Origin of the sequence: Mycobacterium marinum, assembly GCF_003391395.1 — a bacterium.
GTDB lineage: Bacteria > Actinomycetota > Actinomycetes > Mycobacteriales > Mycobacteriaceae > Mycobacterium > Mycobacterium marinum.
The window spans coordinates 2,861,404-2,881,205 of the sequence record NZ_CP024190.1; the positions used below are offsets into that span (position 1 = coordinate 2,861,404).

16 protein-coding genes are annotated in these 19,802 nt (G+C 67.3%); 12 read left to right on the forward strand and 4 right to left on the reverse strand.

The genetic code is table 11. From position 1 onward, the window contains the following. Positions 1–12: 12 nt before the first annotated feature. The 4 genes from CCUG20998_RS12035 to CCUG20998_RS12050 all read right to left on the reverse strand — a co-directional run bounded on the left by CCUG20998_RS12035 (position 13) and on the right by CCUG20998_RS12050 (position 7,239). Entirely contained in the window at positions 13–1,959 is a 1,947-nt protein-coding gene (locus CCUG20998_RS12035; RefSeq protein WP_231389663.1) for a zinc ribbon domain-containing protein, read from the reverse strand. A gap of 420 nt (positions 1,960–2,379) precedes the next feature. After that, a complete protein-coding gene (locus CCUG20998_RS12040; RefSeq protein WP_103653989.1) occupies positions 2,380–4,293 on the reverse strand; it encodes a PE family protein in 1,914 nt (637 codons plus the stop codon). A gap of 175 nt (positions 4,294–4,468) precedes the next feature. Beyond that, positions 4,469–5,980 (reverse strand): TfuA-like protein, encoded by a 1,512-nt coding sequence (locus tag CCUG20998_RS12045; protein WP_020728780.1) that lies wholly within the window; start codon positions 5,978–5,980, stop codon positions 4,469–4,471. Beyond that, positions 5,977–7,239, reverse strand: a complete 1,263-nt coding sequence (locus tag CCUG20998_RS12050) for a YcaO-like family protein (RefSeq protein ID WP_036455634.1) — start codon at positions 7,237–7,239, stop codon at positions 5,977–5,979. Before CCUG20998_RS12050 ends, CCUG20998_RS12045 begins: the two co-directional genes overlap by 4 nt. Before the next feature lie 764 nt (positions 7,240–8,003). Between CCUG20998_RS12050 and CCUG20998_RS12055 the strand changes: the two genes are divergently transcribed. The 12 genes from CCUG20998_RS12055 to xerD all read left to right on the forward strand — a co-directional run bounded on the left by CCUG20998_RS12055 (position 8,004) and on the right by xerD (position 19,797). Beyond that, positions 8,004–8,393: a DUF732 domain-containing protein gene (locus CCUG20998_RS12055; protein ID WP_012394235.1), complete on the forward strand. Its 390-nt coding sequence runs from the start codon at positions 8,004–8,006 to the stop codon at positions 8,391–8,393. 60 nt (positions 8,394–8,453) lie between these two features. After that, a complete protein-coding gene (locus CCUG20998_RS12060; protein WP_172607130.1) occupies positions 8,454–9,287 on the forward strand; it encodes a tetratricopeptide repeat protein in 834 nt (277 codons plus the stop codon). A 2-nt stretch (positions 9,288–9,289) separates the two neighbouring features. Then, a complete protein-coding gene (locus CCUG20998_RS12065) occupies positions 9,290–10,300 on the forward strand; it encodes an HAD-IIA family hydrolase (RefSeq protein WP_020728783.1) in 1,011 nt (336 codons plus the stop codon). A 24-nt stretch (positions 10,301–10,324) separates the two neighbouring features. Next, entirely contained in the window at positions 10,325–10,501 is a 177-nt protein-coding gene (locus CCUG20998_RS12070) for a hypothetical protein (RefSeq protein ID WP_012394238.1), read from the forward strand. Positions 10,502–10,508: 7 nt separating this feature from the next. Next, on the forward strand, positions 10,509–11,354 hold the full coding sequence (locus CCUG20998_RS12075; RefSeq protein ID WP_020728784.1) for a TlyA family RNA methyltransferase: 846 nt from the start codon (positions 10,509–10,511) through the stop codon (positions 11,352–11,354). After that, positions 11,351–12,274, forward strand: a complete 924-nt coding sequence (locus CCUG20998_RS12080) for an NAD kinase (protein ID WP_012394240.1) — start codon at positions 11,351–11,353, stop codon at positions 12,272–12,274. Before CCUG20998_RS12075 ends, CCUG20998_RS12080 begins: the two co-directional genes overlap by 4 nt. 12 nt (positions 12,275–12,286) lie before the next feature. After that, the gene (gene recN, locus CCUG20998_RS12085) at positions 12,287–14,032 is read left to right on the forward strand and encodes a DNA repair protein RecN (protein ID WP_020728785.1); all 1,746 of its coding nucleotides are present in this window, start codon (positions 12,287–12,289) and stop codon (positions 14,030–14,032) included. A 165-nt stretch (positions 14,033–14,197) separates the two neighbouring features. After that, on the forward strand, positions 14,198–15,379 hold the full coding sequence (steA, locus tag CCUG20998_RS12090) for a putative cytokinetic ring protein SteA (protein ID WP_020728786.1): 1,182 nt from the start codon (positions 14,198–14,200) through the stop codon (positions 15,377–15,379). A gap of 21 nt (positions 15,380–15,400) precedes the next feature. Continuing rightward, on the forward strand, positions 15,401–16,354 hold the full coding sequence (locus CCUG20998_RS12095) for a copper transporter (protein WP_020728787.1): 954 nt from the start codon (positions 15,401–15,403) through the stop codon (positions 16,352–16,354). A gap of 137 nt (positions 16,355–16,491) precedes the next feature. Then, positions 16,492–18,243 carry a CTP synthase gene (locus CCUG20998_RS12100; protein ID WP_020728788.1) on the forward strand — a complete coding sequence of 584 codons (1,752 nt, stop codon included), beginning with the start codon at positions 16,492–16,494 and terminating at the stop codon, positions 18,241–18,243. Then, positions 18,236–18,859 carry an NUDIX domain-containing protein gene (locus CCUG20998_RS12105; protein ID WP_020728789.1) on the forward strand — a complete coding sequence of 208 codons (624 nt, stop codon included), beginning with the start codon at positions 18,236–18,238 and terminating at the stop codon, positions 18,857–18,859. The genes CCUG20998_RS12100 and CCUG20998_RS12105 overlap by 8 nt, the downstream gene beginning before the upstream one ends. Further along, positions 18,856–19,797, forward strand: coding sequence for a site-specific tyrosine recombinase XerD (gene xerD, locus CCUG20998_RS12110; protein WP_012394246.1), 942 nt, complete (start codon positions 18,856–18,858; stop codon positions 19,795–19,797). Before CCUG20998_RS12105 ends, xerD begins: the two co-directional genes overlap by 4 nt. Positions 19,798–19,802: the final 5 nt, after the last annotated feature.

The following is a 19,802-nucleotide window of genomic DNA, read 5'->3' on the forward strand; positions in this document are numbered from 1 at the left end:
CTTCGCGCGTCCTCAGAGCATGGAATCAATCATCATCTGGGCCGCACCCACATAGCCGGCGCTCACGTCGCTGGTCTCCCGGTAGTCGATGAACGCCGACTGATGGTTCGATGTGTTCAACAACTCCATGAACACTCCGATGAGGTGGGTAATGCCCAGCTGTGCGGAGAAATCCGCGGTGTAGTTCATCGACGCTGCCTGTTGGAATTTCTCACTCTGCAGGGTCTTCGTTGTGGGTGCCCCCATCACGTTGACGTTGGTCAAACCGGTCGACTGCGCGCTGATCAACTGATTGACATCGCCCTGCAATACCGCGGCGACATCGGTGCCCTCGGCTGGTTTGACCGTAACGTGTATCGCCGCCGTGTTGTTGGGGTCGAACAGTGTCACCCAGTTCGGACCCCGGTCGGTCAGCGTCCAGCCCGGCGCGGGTGTGATGGAGATACCGTCCGCGATGGTGATCGCATTCGCCGCGGTCAGCCTGAGTCGTGCACCCCGCACCGCAGGCGGGAGAGCCGTTGGCGGGTTGACGGGTTGGGAGACGCCGGCCCCCGCCGGCGCTGTCGCCCCAGCATGGCCACCGGGCAGTATCGGCGGCAGTTTGGTCCGGCCGGTGGTGCCGCTCGAGACGATCAACGCGGTCACCGCCGCGGCGACCAGGACGATCACCACGATGACGGCTGCGACCGTGACCGGTCGCAGCCGGTGCCCCACCTGCACTCCGTTGCCGGGGAACCGCAGCGGCGGGGGAGTGCGCGGCGGGGTCGCGGGCATCACGGCTCCTGGTTCGGCAGCGGTTGTTGCCCCCACATCGACAGTGGTGTTGCCACCGTTGGGGGCGGGGTGGCGGGCCAGCGCGGCCGTGGCTGTCCCGCAGACCTGGCAGAAGGCGGCCTCGGCCTCGATCATTGCGCCGCAGTGGGCACAGACCTGGTGGGTGCCAGGGGCACGCGCCAACGTGGCGGCCCCAGTGAGGGCCGCTTGGGCTTCGGCCAACAGCGAGACATGCAGCGCGAAACGCACGCCGAGCAGTCCGGCCGCGCCCAGCACCAGCGCTGCCAAGGTGGTCAGCACGATGCCACGGGTGCCGTAGGGGGCTAGCAGGACGGTGGCCAAGCCGTAAAGCACCAGCAGCGCCAAACCGTTGGCCAGTCCCGAGACGGTATTGACGCCGACCCCGCGCAGCGGCGCCAGCGCCATCGCGGCGGCGGTAGCGAAGATGATCGGCTGCAAAAAGCCGAGTGTCAGGGCGATGAACGCGACGTGAGCTGGATCCCCGGCGGTAGCCCCGAGGTGGGTGAAGGCGCCGCGTTGTATGACCACGCTCAGGCCTAAAGAGAACGCGGCCCCGCTTAGCGAGCAGATGACTACGGCATCGACCGAGTGCCGGAAGGCGCTGCGGGCGGTCACCAGCACAGGCGGAATCAGCACCGCGACAAAGGTCACCGCCGGGACGAGGATGCCCAATTCCAGGATCTGGGCCATGGTCGGCATCCGATGTCGCGGCGCGGCCAGCAGCACCGGCTTGGTGAGGTGGTGTTCGAGCATCCCGACCCCGACACCGAGTGCCAGAGACGCCAGCAGGGCCAAGCCGAGAACGCTGATCGGCTCGCCACGCCACACGTCGTGGTCGTGCATATAGGTCAGTACCACCGCGGGCAGCGCAATCGCGGCCAGGATCAGCGCGACTGAGAGCATTCCGAATGCGGCGGCGATCAACGCCGTCACCAGCGCCAGCCCGATAGCACCCCGGTAGATGTGGTGGCGTCCCCCGGCCAGGTGCGGCATCAGGGTGCTCACCACCGCCAGTGAACGCACCGGTTCTTCGGGGTGGGCAGCGAAGTGCCGGGATCTCTGAATGGCGGGATGCAAAGGGGTGCCACAACGAGAGCAGAAGCGTGCCGCCTCAGGGTGTGGTGTCGAGCAATTCGGGCAGTCCATGTCTCTCCTCCCGGCCATCCAGCGACTAGTTGGGTCGAGGCGGCGCTGGCGTCAGCTGACCCGGTCCCCGCAGCGCTGAGAGCAGCGAAGGTGCGCAGGGGGGCTCAATGTTTTGCGGCGACTCGAGAAAATCCGTTGCGTCAACTTTGACCGCCGAGTTGGGCGGCCACCGCGGCCTACCGGGGGCCGCGGCATCCGTCCTTATGCCGTGATCAAGCCCGATTGCTGGACCCACCTCAACCATCGAACCAGTTAGCCGAGGTAACGGATAGGGGCGGAAGCCCCTAGCGGCGGGCGGCCGCGTTACCCGCCGGTTCTCGGCGATCTTGGTCGCGCCGGGCGCGGTGTCGTGCAGTGACGCGTCGATCCGGTTCTAGCTGCGATCCCGCACGTCCGAGATGGCGGCCCTCGGTGGTGGTCGCGGGTGCGCCGTTGGGTCTAGCCGTGTTGGCCGGCGTTGCCGGCGGTGCCTGCCACACCGTTGAGCCCAGCGTCACCGTCGAAGTGGATCAGGCCCTCGGCGATGCCACCGGCGCCGCCGGCCCCGAGGGCGCCACCGGCCCCACCGGCACCGCCTCTGCCACCGATTCCGGCCGCGCCGTCCACTCCCGAAACCCCGATCAACCCGCCCTGGCCGCCATTTCCGCCGCTGAGCCCGGCAGCGCCGCCATCGCCGCCGTCCGCGCCGTTGCCGCCGCCGCCGCCGTTGCCGCCGTTGCCGCCCTGGCTCAGCTGACCGCTGGTCGCGTTGCCGCCATGGCCACCGGCGCCCCCGGCGCCACCGGCGCCGCCGGTACCCCCGACACCGCCATTGCCGGCGTCGCCGCCGGCACCGCCCAGGCCGAGTAGCCGCCCGCCGTTGCCGCCGTTACCGCCCACGCCGCCGTTGCCGCCGTTGCCGCCGATTCCCGTCGAGTCGGCGCCGGAGCCGCCGTCCCCACCTTCTTGTCCCTGGGCGGCGGTACCGGTGGGGTCGAAGTTTCCAGTCGCGGTGCCGCCGTCTCCGCCAGCGCCTCCGGCGCCGCCCGCGGCACCCGTGCCACCGGAGCCGCCAACACCCCCGGTTCCCCCTGCGCCGCCGTTGCCGACGAGCAGCCCGGCGTTCCCGCCGTTGCCACCGGCGCCGGCCGCGCCGCCATTCCCGCCGGATAGGTCGCTGGCGGCGCCGTTGCCGCCATGGCCGCCCTTGCCGCCGGTGGCCGCTCCGCCCGCGGTCGAGGCGCCTCCGTCCCCGCCAGCGCCACCCGCGCCGCCGGGGCCACTGCCGTTGGCTCCGTTGCCGCCGTTGCCGCCTTGGTTGTTGTCGAAGCCAAATGTGTCCGTCGCCGCTCCGCCGACCCCACCATCGCCGCCGTTGGCACCTCCGGAGCCGGCGGCACCGCCGTTACCCCCGGTGCCGCCGATTCCCCCGGCGCCGGTCGCTTCGCCGCCGGTTCCTCCGGTGCCGCCGTTCTCGCCTGGTGCGCCGCTATCGCCCGTGTGGCCGGAACCGGCGTGACCGTCTCCGGAGAAAGGACTACCCGAGGCCCCGGTTCCCGCGGTCCCGGTCGGGGTGGGGTTGGTCCCGTCGGTTCCGGCCATGCCGGTGCCGCCCTGCCCGCCGGCGCCGCCATTGCCCAACAGCACCGCGTGGCCGCCGCTGCCGCCCTGCCCCGCGACACCGCCGTTGACGCCAGCCATTCCCACGCCGCCCATCCCGCCGGCACCACCATCGCCCAATAGCAGGCCGCCGGTGCCGCCGCTGCCTCCGGCGGCGCCCGCTCCGCCCACGCCTCCCACGCCACCGCCGCCGAACAGCCCGGCGGCGCCTCCCATGCCACCCGCCGCGCCGATGCCGCCGGCGCCACCGTTGCCGCCGGTGCCGATGAGACCGGCGACACCACCGTCGCCGCCGGTTTGGCCGGCGGCTCCCGAGCCGCCGTTGCCGCCGTTGCCCCACAGCAATCCGCCGGCCCCGCCGTCGGCGCCGGTTCCGGGAGCACCATCGGTGCCGTTGCCGATCAATGGGCGGCCCAGGAGTGCCTGGGTGGGGGCGTTGACCGCGTTGAGTAGTTCCTGCAGCGGTGATGCGTTCGCGGCCTCGGCGCCGGTATACGCGAGTGCGCCGGTGTTGAGGGTCTGGACGAACTGGTCGTGAAATGCCGCCATGTGGGCACCGAAGGTTTGGTATTCCTGCGCGTAGGTGTCAAATACGTGTGCGACGGCGGTGGATACTTCGTCTGCGGCCGCCGCCGCCACCGAGGTAGTCAGGGCGGACGCGGCGGCATTGGCGGTATTGATAGTCGAGCCGATGCTGGCAAGATCCGTTGCCGCCGCTGCCACCATGTCCGGGGCCGCGATCAAAAATGACACGCTTTACTCCCATCAATTCACTACTCGGTGAATATTTCGCGCCGATTTTCACGCAATCCGAATTATCGGAAGTGAATGATTGTATAGCGAGACTTCGTGGGATATCTGGATTTTTCGAATACGGATCGGCGTCCCGCTGGACGCCAATTCGGTAGCAGATTCCGCCCGAGAGTCGCTAGTGGGCCGGAGGCGACTGGCGTGACTGAACGGGCCCCAGACTGCCGACCTCGATGGCTGGCAACTGGCCGTCGGCAGCGGCTACCGCGTAGACAGTGGCGGCGGTGTAGAAGGCGTCCTCGGTCATCAAGCCACGTTGGGCCAACTCGACCCGATCCACCGGGGTGCCCCACATCGTGCCGAACAGCTGCTTGAGCAGTGCGGGATCCGGGCGACGCAGGTTCAAATGTGGTTTTTGACGAGCCAGCTCATCGCGGCGGGCCACCGCGCGTGCGGCCATGAGGCGCCATTCCGGCAGCCGGGGGTCGCCGCGCAGCAGGTCCAGGAAATGCGCGACGGCAGGCAGGGATCGGGCGAAAAACAAGGTGCGGGTAGTCAGCCGCGCGGACACCGCAACCGCGTCGTCGCCAAGGGCGGAATTTTCTTCGGCGGTCAGCCACTGCGCCCTGACGTCCTCGGGAAAACCTGCGTCGTCGATGATGCCGGTTGCCAATGCGTAGTGGTGGGCGACCGTCTCCAGCGAGAGTTGGTAACTGTCGCAGGGGACTTCGGCGGCAGCTAGCGCGGCCCGGTCACCGACGTTGCCGCTGGCGTCGGGGTGGTTCAAACTCCAGTGCCAGGCGGCCACCTGCTCCAATGCGGGCAGGTAGGCCCACCGATCGCTGGCGCACAAGCTCAGCAGCGAAAGTACGTCGATATCGGCAACGTCAATGGCGTCGATGGCGTCGATGGCGTCGATCGCGGGCTCGGCGCTCTCCGCGGTGTCCAAAGCCACCGGCGTCGGCGGTGACCAGCGTTGCCGCCAGCGCTCCGACCACACGGTCGGGGGTGGGCCGGGCCGCACGGCGGTACTGGCTTGACCGCGGAGCACTTCTTGAAGCGCGAGCACCGCATCGGCGTGTTTGATGTCCACTCGCAAAGACCTCAACTGCTTTGCCAGATTCTGGCTCTCGCCGGCGCCAACGGTGTCCAGCAGGCGATTCCAGGTCCGCTGGGTAAACGGTGTACTGCGGGCCGTGTCGATCAGCTGATCCGCTAAAGCTGCTGGTAGCAAACCGGATTCGACGGCGTGCGCCAAGGTTTGCCGAATGTTGACCAGCGCATCGACGAAGACGGGGTAACCGTCTTGGGGATCGCCGTGCACCATCCCCACCTCGTCGTCTGCTTCCAGCAGCCCGTCCCGATAGCCTTCGAAAACCCAGCCGTAACCCTCCATGCCGAACGGGTGCAGCTCGGCGGCTCGCAATGCTCCCATGCTGGACGAACCGACGACCCGAATGCCGTCGGAGATCAGGGTCAGCAGTTCCTTGTGACGCACCGATGCCTGCTGGAAGAACAAGCCGTCGACAATGAGCAGCGCATCGCCGGGCCGCAGCCCGTAGCCAAGAGCGTGGCCGAACGCGATCGGCGGCACCACCTCAGCGTGGGGCACCACGGCGTGCACGTCGTCGGCGCCGATCGTGGGCCCGGCCGTGACGACGATCCGTCCGCCGGTTGTCGTGAATGTCACTGGTGCTCCTGCAGCGGGGTTCGCATCGGCGAGGCTATCGAAGCGGACAAACCGGGGGCTATCACCTTCACCACCGGAACGCAGGCGTCGGCGAATTCGCAGACGACCGCGAGCGGCTCGGTGCCAGAACGTTTGGTCACCGCGGTCGCTGCGGTGGCCAGCAGCTCGCCCAGCGAGTTGGTGTAGTCGATGTGCCACGCGGTGGGTTCGGCGTCGGGCATCGATTGCATGGATCGGTGCACCGCCGCATAACTGTGAACCCGGGCGAACCGGTGGTAGATCGCTGAGGGCAGGTCCTCGCGGGCTCCGCTGATGGCGGTCAAGCGCGATTGTGCGGCTTCGGTGATCGCCCTGGACAGGGCGACATTGGGGTCATGGTGAAGTCCGCTGCCGCTGAACGGAACTTCCAACATCGGCGACGTCAGCTCGGCGGCGAAGCAATAGAACCCGTCCCACGTGTCGATGCGAGCGACCTGCACTTCGCTTCCAGCTTGGTGGATCATTTGGACCAATTCGGCGCAGTCGGAGCGGGCGACGTCCTCGAGGGGGACATGGAAAAGGGTCGATCCGGGCTCGGCGGTGGCCATGCCGTGGCGCTCCATGATCTCGTAGAGCGCGTGCACTGTCGCTTCGTGGTAGCTGTTGCCCGAAGCCAATCCGGTGGTGTCCATGCCGAACATCGGAGGTCCCCAGGAATCGTTGACAGCGACATTCACCACGGTGGACAGCCACGGCACGAAGGTCCGTCGGCCGCTCAACAAAGTTGTCGCGACCATCCAGTCGAGCTTGGCCGAAGGGTGATACAGACTGCCAGCCGGCCGGTTGAGGTCGGCTGGGTCGTAGGTCAGCTCCGCCGTGAGATCCCTTGCCGGCGTTGCCAACATGGTGGGCGTGACGTTTTCAGCGTGCCAGTTTTCCAGGGACTCCATCACGGCCGACACCTGAGCGGCCCGGTAAGTGGTGGCTTTTCCCTGGCTCACCGACAAGGTCAGGGAGGCGGGGCGCACCGCCTGCACGGTGGGAATCCCGAGATCGTCGAGCCAGGTCAGGTCGGCGACGCGGGTGATTCCGGCTTGCGCCAGCAGCGGTTGGACCGCCTGCCAGGTTTGATCGGGAGAAATGGTCCGGTGAGTACCGGCTCGGTGCCCGATCGTGGTGGGGTCGGCGTGCCCGAGGACTCGAACCGGCCAGTGCGACCAATCCGGACCGTTCGGCTTTTGGGGCAACTGCCGCGTACCAAGCCGTGGAGGTTTGGACATTACTTCACGCTACTCAGTTCGAGCCGGCACAGGGGCCATGAAAAGTCGCTGAAAAAGATCCAGCGGGATCTCATCGCGGGGGGGGAGGGGGGCGGCGATGAGACCCCGCTGGCAGTCGGGGATCAGATGAGCGCTGAGCTCTCTCTGTCTGCTGTGCGAAGTGGTGTTCGGCGGGGATCTCAGTACTTGGGGGGGATGGGGGCGAATGAGATCCCCGCCGATGGTCTATTCAGTTACTCGGTGTCGCGGAGCGACACGGTTTTCCCTGTCCAGGGAAGGTTCGGCGGGGATCTCAGAACTTGGGGGGGATGGGGGCGTATGAGATCCCCGCCGATGGTCTATTTAGTTGCTGCCCTTCGGGTGAAGGGGGGGTCGGCGGGGGCCTCAATACTTGGGGGGGGATGGGGGCGAAAGAGGCCCCCGCCGATTGGTCTATTTAGTTGCGGTGCTGGTAGCGGGTTCGTTTTCTTGTTTCGTTCCCGCGCTGAAAACCATTCTGCGGGGGGCGCGACCCCGCCGCTATCCCACAACCAGCTGATTGGAAGGGGAAATTCAGATCCCCCAACCGCCCGATACTTCTTGTCCCCCGATTGGGGGACAAGAAGCGGCTGTCCTAGCGCCTGGCCCCCTCACCACCTGCGGCAAAACGCGTTAGTGTGCAAACCTTTACCCCACCGAGGCGTGAATGTGACTGTCGTTGAGCACTGTTGTCACACGGTGATTTGTGCGTCCGGAGCTCCACGACTGACAGGTGAAAACGGGTGATGACACAGCAGTCAGACGGTGCACCACGGACTTGCCGCGCGGGCGGACCGGCGCTGGCCCTTCGATTCCTGGCGTTGACCGCCGGGGTGTTCGGGGTGTCGGCGGCCGTGGCGGCTCCGATACACGCGGACATGATGGGCAATGCCTTCCTGACGGCCTTGAACAACGCCGGCATCTCCTACAGTCAGCCCGCCGCAGCCATGGCAATGGGCAGGTCGGTGTGCCCGATGGCGGTGGAGCCGAACGGCACGTTCGAGTCCGTGGTGGCCAGGATGGTCGACAAGAACGGGATGCCCCGCGAGACCGCGGCCGCGTTCACCGTGGTCGCGATAGCGACCTATTGCCCGGCGGTGATCTACCCCCTGCTGCCCAACCGGCTGCAGGCCTGACCCACTGGGCCCATCCGGGCTGATTGTGAGCCTGCCCGGCGTGCCCGTAACCTCTAGCGAGTGGTCGACGACAGGCACGGTCGCGGTGGGCAGCGACGACTGCGATCGGCGTCGGGCGACGCAGCACGGCGCGGTCCACGGCGGGATCGTGACGGTTCGTGGTCGGGCCCGGGCCGAGCGCGTCCGGCTCAGCCGCAAAACGCGTCCGGTGACGGGACCCGCGCGCGGCCGGAAGGTCCGGCGGTGCCGCCCGGCGTGGACGCCAAGCAACTGGCACCCGAGATCCGGCGTGAATTGAGCACCCTGGACCGGGCGACCGCCGACGCCGTCGCCCGCCACCTGGTGGCAGCCGGTGAGCTGCTCGATGAGGACCCGCAGGCCGCGTTGGCGCACGCGCGCGCGGCTCGGGCGCGCTCCAGCAGGATCGCCGTGGTTCGTGAAGCCGTTGGCATCGCGGCCTATCACTGCGGTGATTGGGGTCAGGCCCTGGCCGAGTTGCGAGCGGCGCGCAGGATGGGCAGCAAGTCCGCGTTGCTAGCGCTGATGGCTGACTGTGAGCGTGGCCTCGGGCGCCCGCAGCGGGCCATCGACCTGGCCCGCGGTCCCGAAGCGACGCAGCTCAGCGGTGACGACGCCGACGAGTTGCGGATTGTCGCCGCGGGGGCCCGGGCAGATCTGGGACAGCTGGAGCAGGCGCTGACCCTGTTGTCCACACCGCAGCTGGATCCGGACCGGACCGGCTCGACCGCGGCTCGGCTTTTCTACGCCTACGCCGACACGTTGCTGGCGCTCGGCCGTCGCGACGAGGCGCTGCATTGGTTTCTGCGTTCGGCGGCCGCCGATAGCGAAGGCGTCACCGACGCCGAGGACCGAGTCGACGAACTGGCCGAGTAGCGGTGAAAAACATTGCGCAGGAATATGACTGCCTGCTGATCGACCTGGACGGGACGGTGTTCCGCGGCAGCCAGCCCACCGAAGGCGCGGTCGAGTCGCTGGATGAGGTCACGGCGCGCAAGCTGTTTGTCACCAACAATGCGTCGCGCAGCGCCGGCGAGGTCGCGGTGCACTTGCGCGAGCTCGGCTTCACGGCCACCAGCGAAGACGTTGTCACCAGCGCTCAGAGTGCCGCTCATCTGCTGGCCGCCGCCCTGCCGCCGGGTTCGAAGGTACTGATCGTGGGCACCGACGCGCTGGCCGACGAAATCAGCGCGGCCGGTCTGCGTCCGGTGCGCCGTTTCGAGGACCAACCCGATGCCGTCGTCCAGGGGCTTTCCCTGACCATCGGGTGGCCCGAGCTTGCCGAGGCGGCGCTGGCCATCCGGGCCGGCGCGTTGTGGGTGGCCGCCAATGTCGACAAAACGCTGCCCACCGAGCGCGGTCTGCTGCCGGGCAACGGATCGTTGGTGGCCGCGCTGCGAACCGCCACCGGCGCGCAGCCCCAGGTGGCGGGCAAGCCCGGGCCACAACTGATGAAAGACGCCGTGGGGCGTGGCGACTTCCGTGCCCCGCTGGTGATCGGCGACCGGCTGGACACCGATATCGAGGGGGCCAACGCCGCCGGGTTGCCCAGTCTCATGGTTCTCACCGGGGTCAGCAGCGCACGGGATGCGGTGCATGCCGATCCCGTTTGCCGGCCCACATATATCGGCCATGACCTGCGCTCGCTGCGCCAGGACTGCGCCGCGTTGGTGGTAGCACCGCAGGCCGGCTGGCGAGTGCAGATCGACGGCGCGGCGGTGACGGTCTGTGCCAACGGCGAGCAGGCGGGCGACGATCTGTCGATCGTGCGTGCCGTCGCGTGCGCGGTGTGGGATGCCCAGTTCGACGGCCGGCCGTTCACCGTGAACGGCGGTGACGACCACGCGTGGGAGGCCCTGCACCGCTGGTCCCTGGTGCACAGCGAGTAGCGGCCAACTAGCGTAGGGAGTCCGATGACTATTGATCCTGACCAAATTCGCACAGAAATCGAATCGCTACTCGCTCAATTGCCCGAGGTCGCGGATGGTGCAAACGGGCCGTCTCTGGCTGAGCTGGAAGACATTGCCCGTCGCCTTTCGGAGGCACACGACGTGTTGTTGCAGGCCTTGGAGTCGGCGGAGAAAGGTTGAGTGCGGCGTGGCACGGCGTACCCGCGTTGACGCCGAGCTGGTGCGCAGGGGACTCGCACGTTCCCGCCAGCAGGCCGCGGAATTGATCAGCGCCGGCAAAGTGCGCATCGATGGCCTGCCGGCGGTGAAGCCGGCCACCGCGGTGGCGGCTACGGCCGCGCTGACGGTCGCTGCCGACAGCGAACGCGGCTGGGTATCACGCGGAGCCCACAAGCTGATCGGTGCCTTGGACGTTTTCGGCATTGATGTGCACGGCCGTCGCTGTCTTGATGCGGGCGCGTCGACCGGGGGGTTCACCGAGGTGCTGTTGGACCGCGGCGCGGCCGAGGTGGTCGCCGCCGACGTCGGGTACGGCCAGCTTGCGTGGTCGCTGCGCAGTGATCCGCGGGTGATTGTCATCGAGCGGACCAACGTTCGCGACCTCTCCCCGGCGGCCATAGGCGGGCAGGTCGACCTGGTGGTGGCCGATTTGTCGTTCATCTCGCTGACCACGGTGTTGCCCGCGCTGGCTGCGTGTGCTTTGCCGCACGCCGATATCGTTCCGATGGTGAAGCCACAGTTTGAGGTCGGCAAGGGCCAGGTCGGTGCTGGCGGAGTGGTGCAAGATCCCGGCCTGCGCGCCGGGTCGGTGCTGTCGGTCGCGCGGCGCGCCGGGGAGCTAGGCTGGCACACCGTCGGTGTCACGGCAAGCCCCCTGCCCGGTCCATCGGGAAACGTCGAATACTTCCTGTGGCTGCGCGCCCAGACCGATCGGCCGTTGTCCGATGACGCGCTTTCGGATGCGATCCAAACTGCCGTGGCCGAAGGTCCGGGCCGACAACCGGCCGGGCACGCGGAACGAGGCCCGCAGTGACCGCCACCCGTACCGTCCTGCTGGTGGTCCACACCGGGCGCGACGAAGCCACTGAAACCGCACGACGGGTTGAGAAGGTCCTGGGTGACAACGGTATTGCCCTTCGGGTGCTCTCGGCGGAGGCGGTAGACCGGGGGTCGCTGCATCTGGCGCCCGACGACATGCGGGCCTTGGGCGTCGATATCGAAGTGGTTGACGCGGATCCGCGCGCCGCCGACGGCTGCGAGTTGGTCTTGGTGCTCGGCGGCGATGGCACCTTCCTGCGGGCCGCTGAGCTGGCCCGCAACGCGCAGATTCCGGTGCTCGGCGTCAACCTGGGGCGGATCGGCTTCCTGGCCGAAGCCGAGGCTGAGGCCATCGACCGGGTGCTCGACCACGTGGTGGCGCGCGACTACCGGGTAGAGGAACGCCTGACGCTGGACGTCGTCGTGCGCAAGGCCGGCTGCGACCTCGAAAAGGGATGGGCGCTCAACGAGGTCAGCCTGGAAAAGGGACCCCGGCTGGGGGTGCTGGGGGTGGTCGTCGAAATAGACGGGCGACCCGTGTCGGCGTTCGGATGTGACGGGGTGTTGGTGTCGACTCCTACCGGATCCACCGCCTATGCCTTCTCGGCGGGTGGTCCGGTGCTCTGGCCGGATCTGGAAGCGATTCTGGTGGTGCCCAACAATGCCCACGCCCTGTTCGGGAGGCCGATGGTGACCAGCCCCGAGGCCACGATCGCCGTCGAGATCGAGCCGGACGGGCACGATGCCATGGTGTTCTGCGACGGTCGCCGCGAGATGTTGATGCCGGCCGGCAGCCGGCTGGAGGTGACCCGTTGTGACACCCCGGTGAAGTGGGCCCGCCTGGACAGCGCGCCGTTCACCGATCGCCTGGTCCACAAGTTCCGCCTGCCGGTGACCGGCTGGCGCGGGAAGTAGCGGCTCGCACCTGTGCTGACCGAGATACGAATTGAATCGCTTGGCGCCATCAGCGCCGCGACCGCGGAGTTCGATCGTGGCCTGACCGTGCTGACCGGCGAGACGGGCACCGGCAAGACGATGGTGGTCACCGGACTGCACCTGCTCGGTGGTGCCCGCGCCGACGCCAACCGGGTTCGTTCGGGTGCTGACCGCGCGATCGTCGAGGGCCGTTTCACCACCGTCGATCTCGACCAGAGCGCGACCGCACACCTGGATCACATGCTCGACGCGTCGGGGGCAGATCGTGACGAGGACGGCAGTGTGATCGCGCTGCGGTCGGTCAGCAGCTCCGGTCCGTCGCGGGCGTATCTGGGCGGGCGCAGTGTGCCGGCCAAGTCGTTGAGCAATTTCACCAACGAACTCCTCGCCCTGCATGGGCAGAACGACCAGCTGCGGCTGATGAGGCCCGAGGAACAGCGCGGGGCGTTGGACCGCTTTGCGACCAGCGCCAGCGCACTACAGCGCTACCGCAAGCTGCGTGACACCTGGCTGTCGGCACGACGTGATCTGCTGGACCGCCGCAACCGGGCTCGAGAGCTGGCCCAGGAGGCGGATCGGCTGCAGTTTGCGCTCAACGAGATCGACGCCGTCGACCCGCAGCCCGGGGAGGACGACGCGTTGGTGGCCGACATCGCGCGGCTCTCCGAGCTGGACACGCTGCGCGAGGCCGCGTCGGCGGCGCGCGCCGCGTTGTCGGGCGCATCGGAAGAAGCATTCGGGACCGGTGCCGCCGAGTGTCTGGGCCGGGCCCGAGCGGCCCTGGAATCCAGCGACGACGCCACCCTGCAGGCCCTGGCCAAGCAGGTCAGCGACGCGCTGGCGGTGGTCTCCGATGCGGCCGGGGAACTCGGCTCCTATGTGGATGCCCTGCCGGCCGACGCCAGCGCTTTGGACACCAAGCTGGCTCGCCAAGCGCAATTGCGCACGCTGACCCGCAAGTATGCCGCCGACATCGACGGGGTCTTGGCGTGGGCCCAGGACTCACGTGCCCGGCTGGCCGCACTCGACGTGTCCGAGGAAGGTCTGGCAGCGCTGCAACGCCGTGCCGGCGAGCTGGAGCATGAAGTCGCGCAGGCGGCGGCCGAGCTCAGCAGGACGCGGGCCAAGGCGGCCAAGCGGCTGGCCAAGGAGGTCACCGCCGAGTTGTCCGCTTTGGCGATGGCCGATGCCGAATTCACCATCGCCGTCGGCGTCGAGGTGGCTGACGAGGACGATGCCGCCGCGTTGACCTTGCCGACCGGCGAGCGGGTCCGCGCCGGTGGTGACGGTGTCGACCTGGTTGAATTCGGCTTCGCGGCGCACCGTGGAATGACGGTGCTGCCGCTGGCCAAGAGCGCGTCCGGCGGCGAGCTGTCCCGGGTGATGCTGGCGCTCGAGGTCGTGCTGGCGGCATCGGCGGCCGGCACCACGATGGTTTTCGACGAGGTCGACGCCGGCGTGGGAGGCTGGGCGGCAGTCCAGATCGGGCGCCGCCTGGCGCGGCTGGCGCGCACTCATCAGGTCATCGTCGTCACGCACCTGCCGCAGGTCGCCGCGTACGCCGACGTGCATCTGATGGTGCACAGCACCAAGGGCGGTGCCAGCGAGGTGCGGCGGCTCTCCGACGATGAGCGCGTCGGCGAGCTGGCCCGGATGCTGGCCGGGCTCGGGGAGTCCGACAGCGGTCGTGCGCATGCCCGTGAGCTGCTCGATACCGCGCGGAACGACAAGGATTAGCCAGCGATTAGTCAGCGCGCGTCGCTGTCTTGTTGAAGTACGGCAACAAATCGGCGAACAACCCCGCAATGGGGTTGTGACAGGTGTGACGACATATAACTTATGGGGCTGATGTTACGGCGCGCCTCCCCGCCTAGGCCGCGCTTCACCGACAGAATCCCCCCCATGAAGATGTCTGCGCTTCTGTCCCGTAACACCGCTCGGCCCGGCTTGATCGGCACCGCCCGGGTTGATCGGAATATCGACCGACTGCTGCGCAGGGTGTGTCCCGGCGACATCGCGGTCCTCGATGTGCTGGACCTGGACCGCATTACCGCAGACGCGCTGGTGGAATCCGGTGTCGCCGCCGTCGTCAACGCTTCGTCGTCGGTCTCGGGTCGCTATCCCAACCTGGGCCCCGAGGTGTTGGTCAACAACGGCGTCACCCTCATCGACGAGACCGGGCTGGAGATCTTCAAGAAGGTCAAGGACGGGTCCAAGGTGCGCCTCTACGAGGGCGGGGTGTACTCGGGTGACCGGCGGCTGATCCGCGGCACCGAGCGCACCGATCATGACATCGCCGATCTGATGCGGGAGGCCAAGAGCGGACTGGCTGCCCACCTGGAGGCGTTCGCCGGCAACACAATTGAGTTCATCCGCAGCGAAAGCCCTTTGTTGATCGACGGAATCGGCATTCCCGATATCGACGTCGACATGCGCCGCCGGCACGTGGTGATCGTCGCCGAAGAGCCGAGCGCCGCCGATGATCTGAAGTCTTTGAAGCCGTTCATCAAGGAGTACCAGCCTGTTCTGGTCGGTGTCGGCACCGGCGCTGACGTGTTGCGCAAGGCGGGCTACCGGCCGCAGCTCATCGTCGGCGACCCCGACCAGATCAGCACCGAGGTGCTCAAGTGCGGTGCCCAGGTGGTGTTGCCCGCCGATGCGGACGGCCACGCCCCGGGGCTCGAGCGGATCCAGGATCTCGGGGTCGGTGCGATGACATTTCCCGCCGCCGGCTCGGCCACCGATCTGGCGCTGCTGCTAGCCGATCACCACGGCGCGGCGCTGCTGGTCACCGCCGGTCACAACGCCAACATCGAGACGTTCTTCGACCGCACCCGGGTGCAGAGCAACCCGTCGACCTTCCTGACCCGGCTGCGGGTGGGGGAGAAGCTGGTTGACGCCAAAGCCGTCGCAACGCTGTACCGCAACCACATTTCGGCCGGGGCGATTGCGTTGTTGGCCCTGACGATGCTGATCGCCATCATCGTTGTCTTGTGGGTGTCACGCACCGATGGGGTGGTGGTGCACTGGATCGTCGACTACTGGAACCGCTTCTCCCTTTGGGTGCAGCACCTGGTCACCTAACTTTTCGAGGACGGTGCTTCTATGATCTCGTTACGCCAACACGCGATCTCGCTGGCGGCTGTCTTTCTGGCACTGGCGATCGGCGTGGTGCTGGGTTCGGGCTTCTTCTCGGACACCTTGCTGTCGAGTCTGCGTAACGAGAAGCGCGATCTCTATACGCAGATCGGCACTCTCAATGATCAGCGCAACGCTCTCAACGAGAAACTTAGCGCAGCAAACGATTTCGATAATCAGATGCTGGGCCGCATCGTCCATGACGCTCTCGCCGGGAAATCGGTGATCATCTTCCGGACTCCGGATGCCAGTGACGACGACGTCGCCGCGGTGACAAAGATCGTCGCGCAGGCCGGGGGCTCGGTGCCCGGAACCGTGTCGCTGACCCAGGAGTTCGTGGAAGCCAACTCCGCGGAGAAGCTGCGTTCGGTGGTGGACTCGACCGTCCTGCCGCCCGGCGCGCAACTGAGCACCAAGCTCGTCGACCAGGGATCGCAGGCCGGGGACTTGCTCGGGATCGCCCTGCTGACCAGTGCCAAACCGGACCCGGCGGCGGGCCCGGGCGTGGATGACGCACAGCGCGACACCGTGCTGGGTGCCCTGCGGGAAACCGGGTTCATCACCTATCAGCCCAGCGATCACATCGGCGCAGCAAACGCCGCCATCGTCATCACCGGCGGCGCGCTGCCCGCCGATGCCGGCAACCAGGGTGCCAGCGTGGCGCGATTCGCCGCGGCGCTGGCGCCGCACGGGTCCGGCACCGTGCTGGCCGGTCGGGACGGTTCCTCGACCGGCGCCGCGGCCGTCGCGGTGGCCCGGGCCGATGCCGGGATGGCGGCCACCATCAGCACGGTCGACGATGTTGACGTTGCCCCCGGGCGGATCACCACGATCCTTGCCCTGCACGATCTCATCAACGGCGGTCATCCGGGGCAGTACGGCACCGGCCACGGTGCGACGTCGGTCACGGTCGCTCAGTAACTCCACTCGGGCGTGTTATCCGCGGGCTAGCGCTGCGGATGTTAGGGTGGGTTTCCGTGGGTCGGCAGGCCTAGCTGGTTGCGGCTAGGAATGTCCGAAGAATTCAAACCCTGCCCGTCTTCACGGAGGTCGCTCACTTGCGTAGGCATCCGCAAACCGCTACTAAGCACCTCTTCGTCAGCGGTGGTGTCGCTTCTTCACTCGGCAAAGGACTGACGGCAAGCAGCCTCGGTCAATTGTTGACCGCCCGCGGTCTGCGGGTGACCATGCAGAAGCTCGACCCGTATCTCAATGTCGATCCGGGCACCATGAATCCGTTCCAGCACGGTGAAGTCTTCGTCACCGAAGACGGCGCCGAAACCGACCTCGACGTCGGCCACTATGAGCGATTCCTGGATCGCGACCTATCCGGGTCGGCGAATGTCACCACCGGGCAGGTCTATTCGACGGTGATCGCCAAGGAGCGCCGTGGCGAGTACCTCGGCGACACGGTTCAGGTGATCCCACACATCACCGACGAGATCAAGCGGCGCATCATGGCGATGGCCGAGCCCAACGCGGACGGCCGCCGCCCCGATGTCGTCATCACCGAAATCGGCGGCACGGTAGGCGATATCGAATCTCAGCCATTCCTCGAGGCCGCCCGCCAGGTGCGCCACGACCTGGGGCGCGAGAACGTCTTCTTTCTCCATGTGTCGCTGGTCCCATACCTGGCCCCCTCGGGGGAGCTCAAGACCAAACCGACCCAGCACTCGGTGGCCGCACTGCGCAGCATCGGTATCACTGCGGACGCACTCATCCTGCGCTGTGACCGTGATGTTCCCGAAGCGCTGAAGAACAAGATCGCCCTGATGTGTGACGTGGACATTGACGGCATCATCTCCACCCCGGACGCGCCCTCGATCTACGACATCCCCAAGGTGTTGCATCGCGAGGAGCTCGACGCGTTCGTGGTACGCCGGCTCAACCTGCCCTTCCGCGACGTCGACTGGACCGAGTGGGACGATTTGCTGCGCCGGGTGCACGAACCGAAGGAAACGGTTCGAATTGCTCTGGTGGGTAAATACGTTGAGCTTTCCGACGCTTACCTGTCGGTGATCGAGGCAATACGGGCCGGCGGATTCAAACATCGGGCCAAGGTCGAAATCAGCTGGGTGGGCTCCGACGACTGCCAGACCGACGGAGGCGTCGCCAGCGCCTTGGGCGACGTCCACGGGGTGCTGATTCCCGGCGGGTTCGGTATCCGGGGCATCGAGGGCAAGATCAGCGCCATCAGCTACGCGCGGTCGCGCGGTCTGCCGGTGTTCGGGCTCTGCCTGGGGCTGCAGTGCATTGTGATCGAAGCCGCCCGCTCGGTGGGGCTGACCGAGGCCAATTCGGCCGAGTTCGAGCCCGGTACACCTGACCCGGTGATCTCCACGATGGCCGATCAGGAACACATCGTGTCCGGCCAGGCCGATCTGGGTGGCACCATGCGGCTCGGTGCCTATCCCGCCGTATTGGAATCGGGTTCCATTGTGGCCGAGGCATATCAATCGACCAAGGTGTCCGAACGGCACCGGCACCGCTACGAGGTCAACAATGCCTACCGGGAGCGGATTGCCGAAAGTGGGCTGCGCTTCTCGGGGACCTCACCCGACGGCCACTTGGTGGAGTTCGTCGAATATCCGCCCGAGCAACACCCGTTCGTGGTGGGCACCCAGGCTCACCCCGAGCTGAAGAGCCGGCCTACCCGGCCGCATCCGCTGTTCGCCGCGTTCGTCAAGGCGGCTATCGACTACAAAGAGGGCGAGCTGCTTCCGGTGGAGATGCCCGAGCGGGTTTCCAACGGCGCTGAGCGGCGCGATCAGGTCGGGCAGTCGATACCTGAGCCCGCAAACCGTGGCTGAGCACGACTTCGAGACGATCTCGTCCGAAACCTTATATACCGGGGCCATTTTCGCGCTGCGTCGAGATCGGGTGCGGATGCCCGGTGACACCACTGCGGTGCGCGAAGTCATCGAGCACTACGGAGCGGTTGCCATCGTCGCGATGGATGACGACGGCAATATCCCGATGGTCTACCAGTACCGCCACGCGTTCGGGCGGCGGCTGCTGGAACTTCCCGCCGGGCTGCGCGATGCCGCGGGAGAACCCTCCCATGCCACCGCGGCGCGCGAACTGCATGAGGAGGCGGGTCTGCAGGCTGAGCACTGGCAGGTGCTCATCGACCTGGACTCCGCGCCCGGATTCAGCGACGAGTCGGTGCGGGTCTATCTGGCCACCGGGCTCAGTGAAGTCGAGCAGCCCGAGGGGCATCACGAAGAAGCCGATATGACGGTGCGGTGGTTTCCCCTCACCGAGGCGGTGCGCAAGGTGTTCACCGGCGAGATCGTCAACGCCATCGCGGTGGCCGGCGTCTTGGCCGCCCACTCCATCTCCACCGGGCTGGCCCAGCCGCGCCCGCTGGACAGTCCCTGGATCGACAGACCGACGGCGTTCATGGCGCGGAAGAATTCGCGGTGAGCACGCTGACCCTGGACACGCAGTTGCAGGGTTATCTCGACCATTTAGCGATCGAACGTGGCGTTGCCGCCAACACGTTGAGCTCCTATCGGCGGGACCTGCGCCGCTACTCCAAGCACCTCGAAGACCGGGGGATCACCGATTTAGCCAAGGTGGGCGAGGACGATGTGAGCGAGTTCCTGGTCGCCCTGCGACGGGGAGATCCCGAATCCGGAGTGCTCGGGCTGTCGGCGGTGTCAGCAGCCCGGGCGCTGATTGCGGTGCGAGGGTTGCATCGGTTCGCGGCCGCCGAGGGACTGGCCGCGCTGGATGTGGCGCGCGCCGTGCGTCCGCCCACACCGGGCCGGAGGCTGCCCAAGAGTCTGACCATCGATGAGGTGCTGGCCCTGCTCGAGGGTGCCGGTGGTGACAATCCGGCGGACGGCCCGCTGACGCTGCGCAACCGGGCATTGCTGGAGCTGTTGTATTCCACCGGATCTCGGATCTCCGAGGCGGTCGGACTCGATGTCGACGATATCGATACGCAGGCCAGGACGGTGTTGTTACAGGGCAAGGGCGGTAAGCAGCGGCTGGTGCCGGTGGGGCGTCCCGCGGTACAAGCCTTGGACGCCTATCTGGTGCGCGGACGTCCGGAGCTCGCCCGCCGCGGCCGCGGCACCCCGGCGATTTTCCTCAACGCGCGCGGCGGTCGCCTGTCGCGCCAAAGCGCTTGGCAGGTGTTGCAGGATGCGGCCGAACGCGCCGGCATCACCTCGGGGGTATCGCCGCACATGCTGCGCCATTCGTTTGCGACTCATCTGCTGGAAGGCGGCGCGGATGTCCGGGTGGTGCAGGAGCTTCTGGGGCATGCCTCGGTGACAACGACGCAGATCTACACGCTGGTCACCGTGCACGCGCTGCGCGAAGTGTGGGCCGGCGCGCACCCCCGGGCCACCTAGCGCGG

Bases quoted from the DNA above. Each gene is read 5' to 3' on its own strand.
- CCUG20998_RS12035 (WP_231389663.1), bottom strand. From the start codon at position 1,959: ATGGCCGGGAGGAGAGACATGGACTGCCCGAATTGCTCGACACCACAC.
- CCUG20998_RS12050 (WP_036455634.1), bottom strand. From the start codon at position 7,239: ATGTCCAAACCTCCACGGCTTGGTACGCGGCAGTTGCCCCAAAAGCCG.
- CCUG20998_RS12055 (WP_012394235.1), top strand. From the start codon at position 8,004: ATGACACAGCAGTCAGACGGTGCACCACGGACTTGCCGCGCGGGCGGA.
- CCUG20998_RS12070 (WP_012394238.1), top strand. From the start codon at position 10,325: ATGACTATTGATCCTGACCAAATTCGCACAGAAATCGAATCGCTACTC.
- steA (WP_020728786.1), top strand. From the start codon at position 14,198: ATGAAGATGTCTGCGCTTCTGTCCCGTAACACCGCTCGGCCCGGCTTG.
- CCUG20998_RS12095 (WP_020728787.1), top strand. From the start codon at position 15,401: ATGATCTCGTTACGCCAACACGCGATCTCGCTGGCGGCTGTCTTTCTG.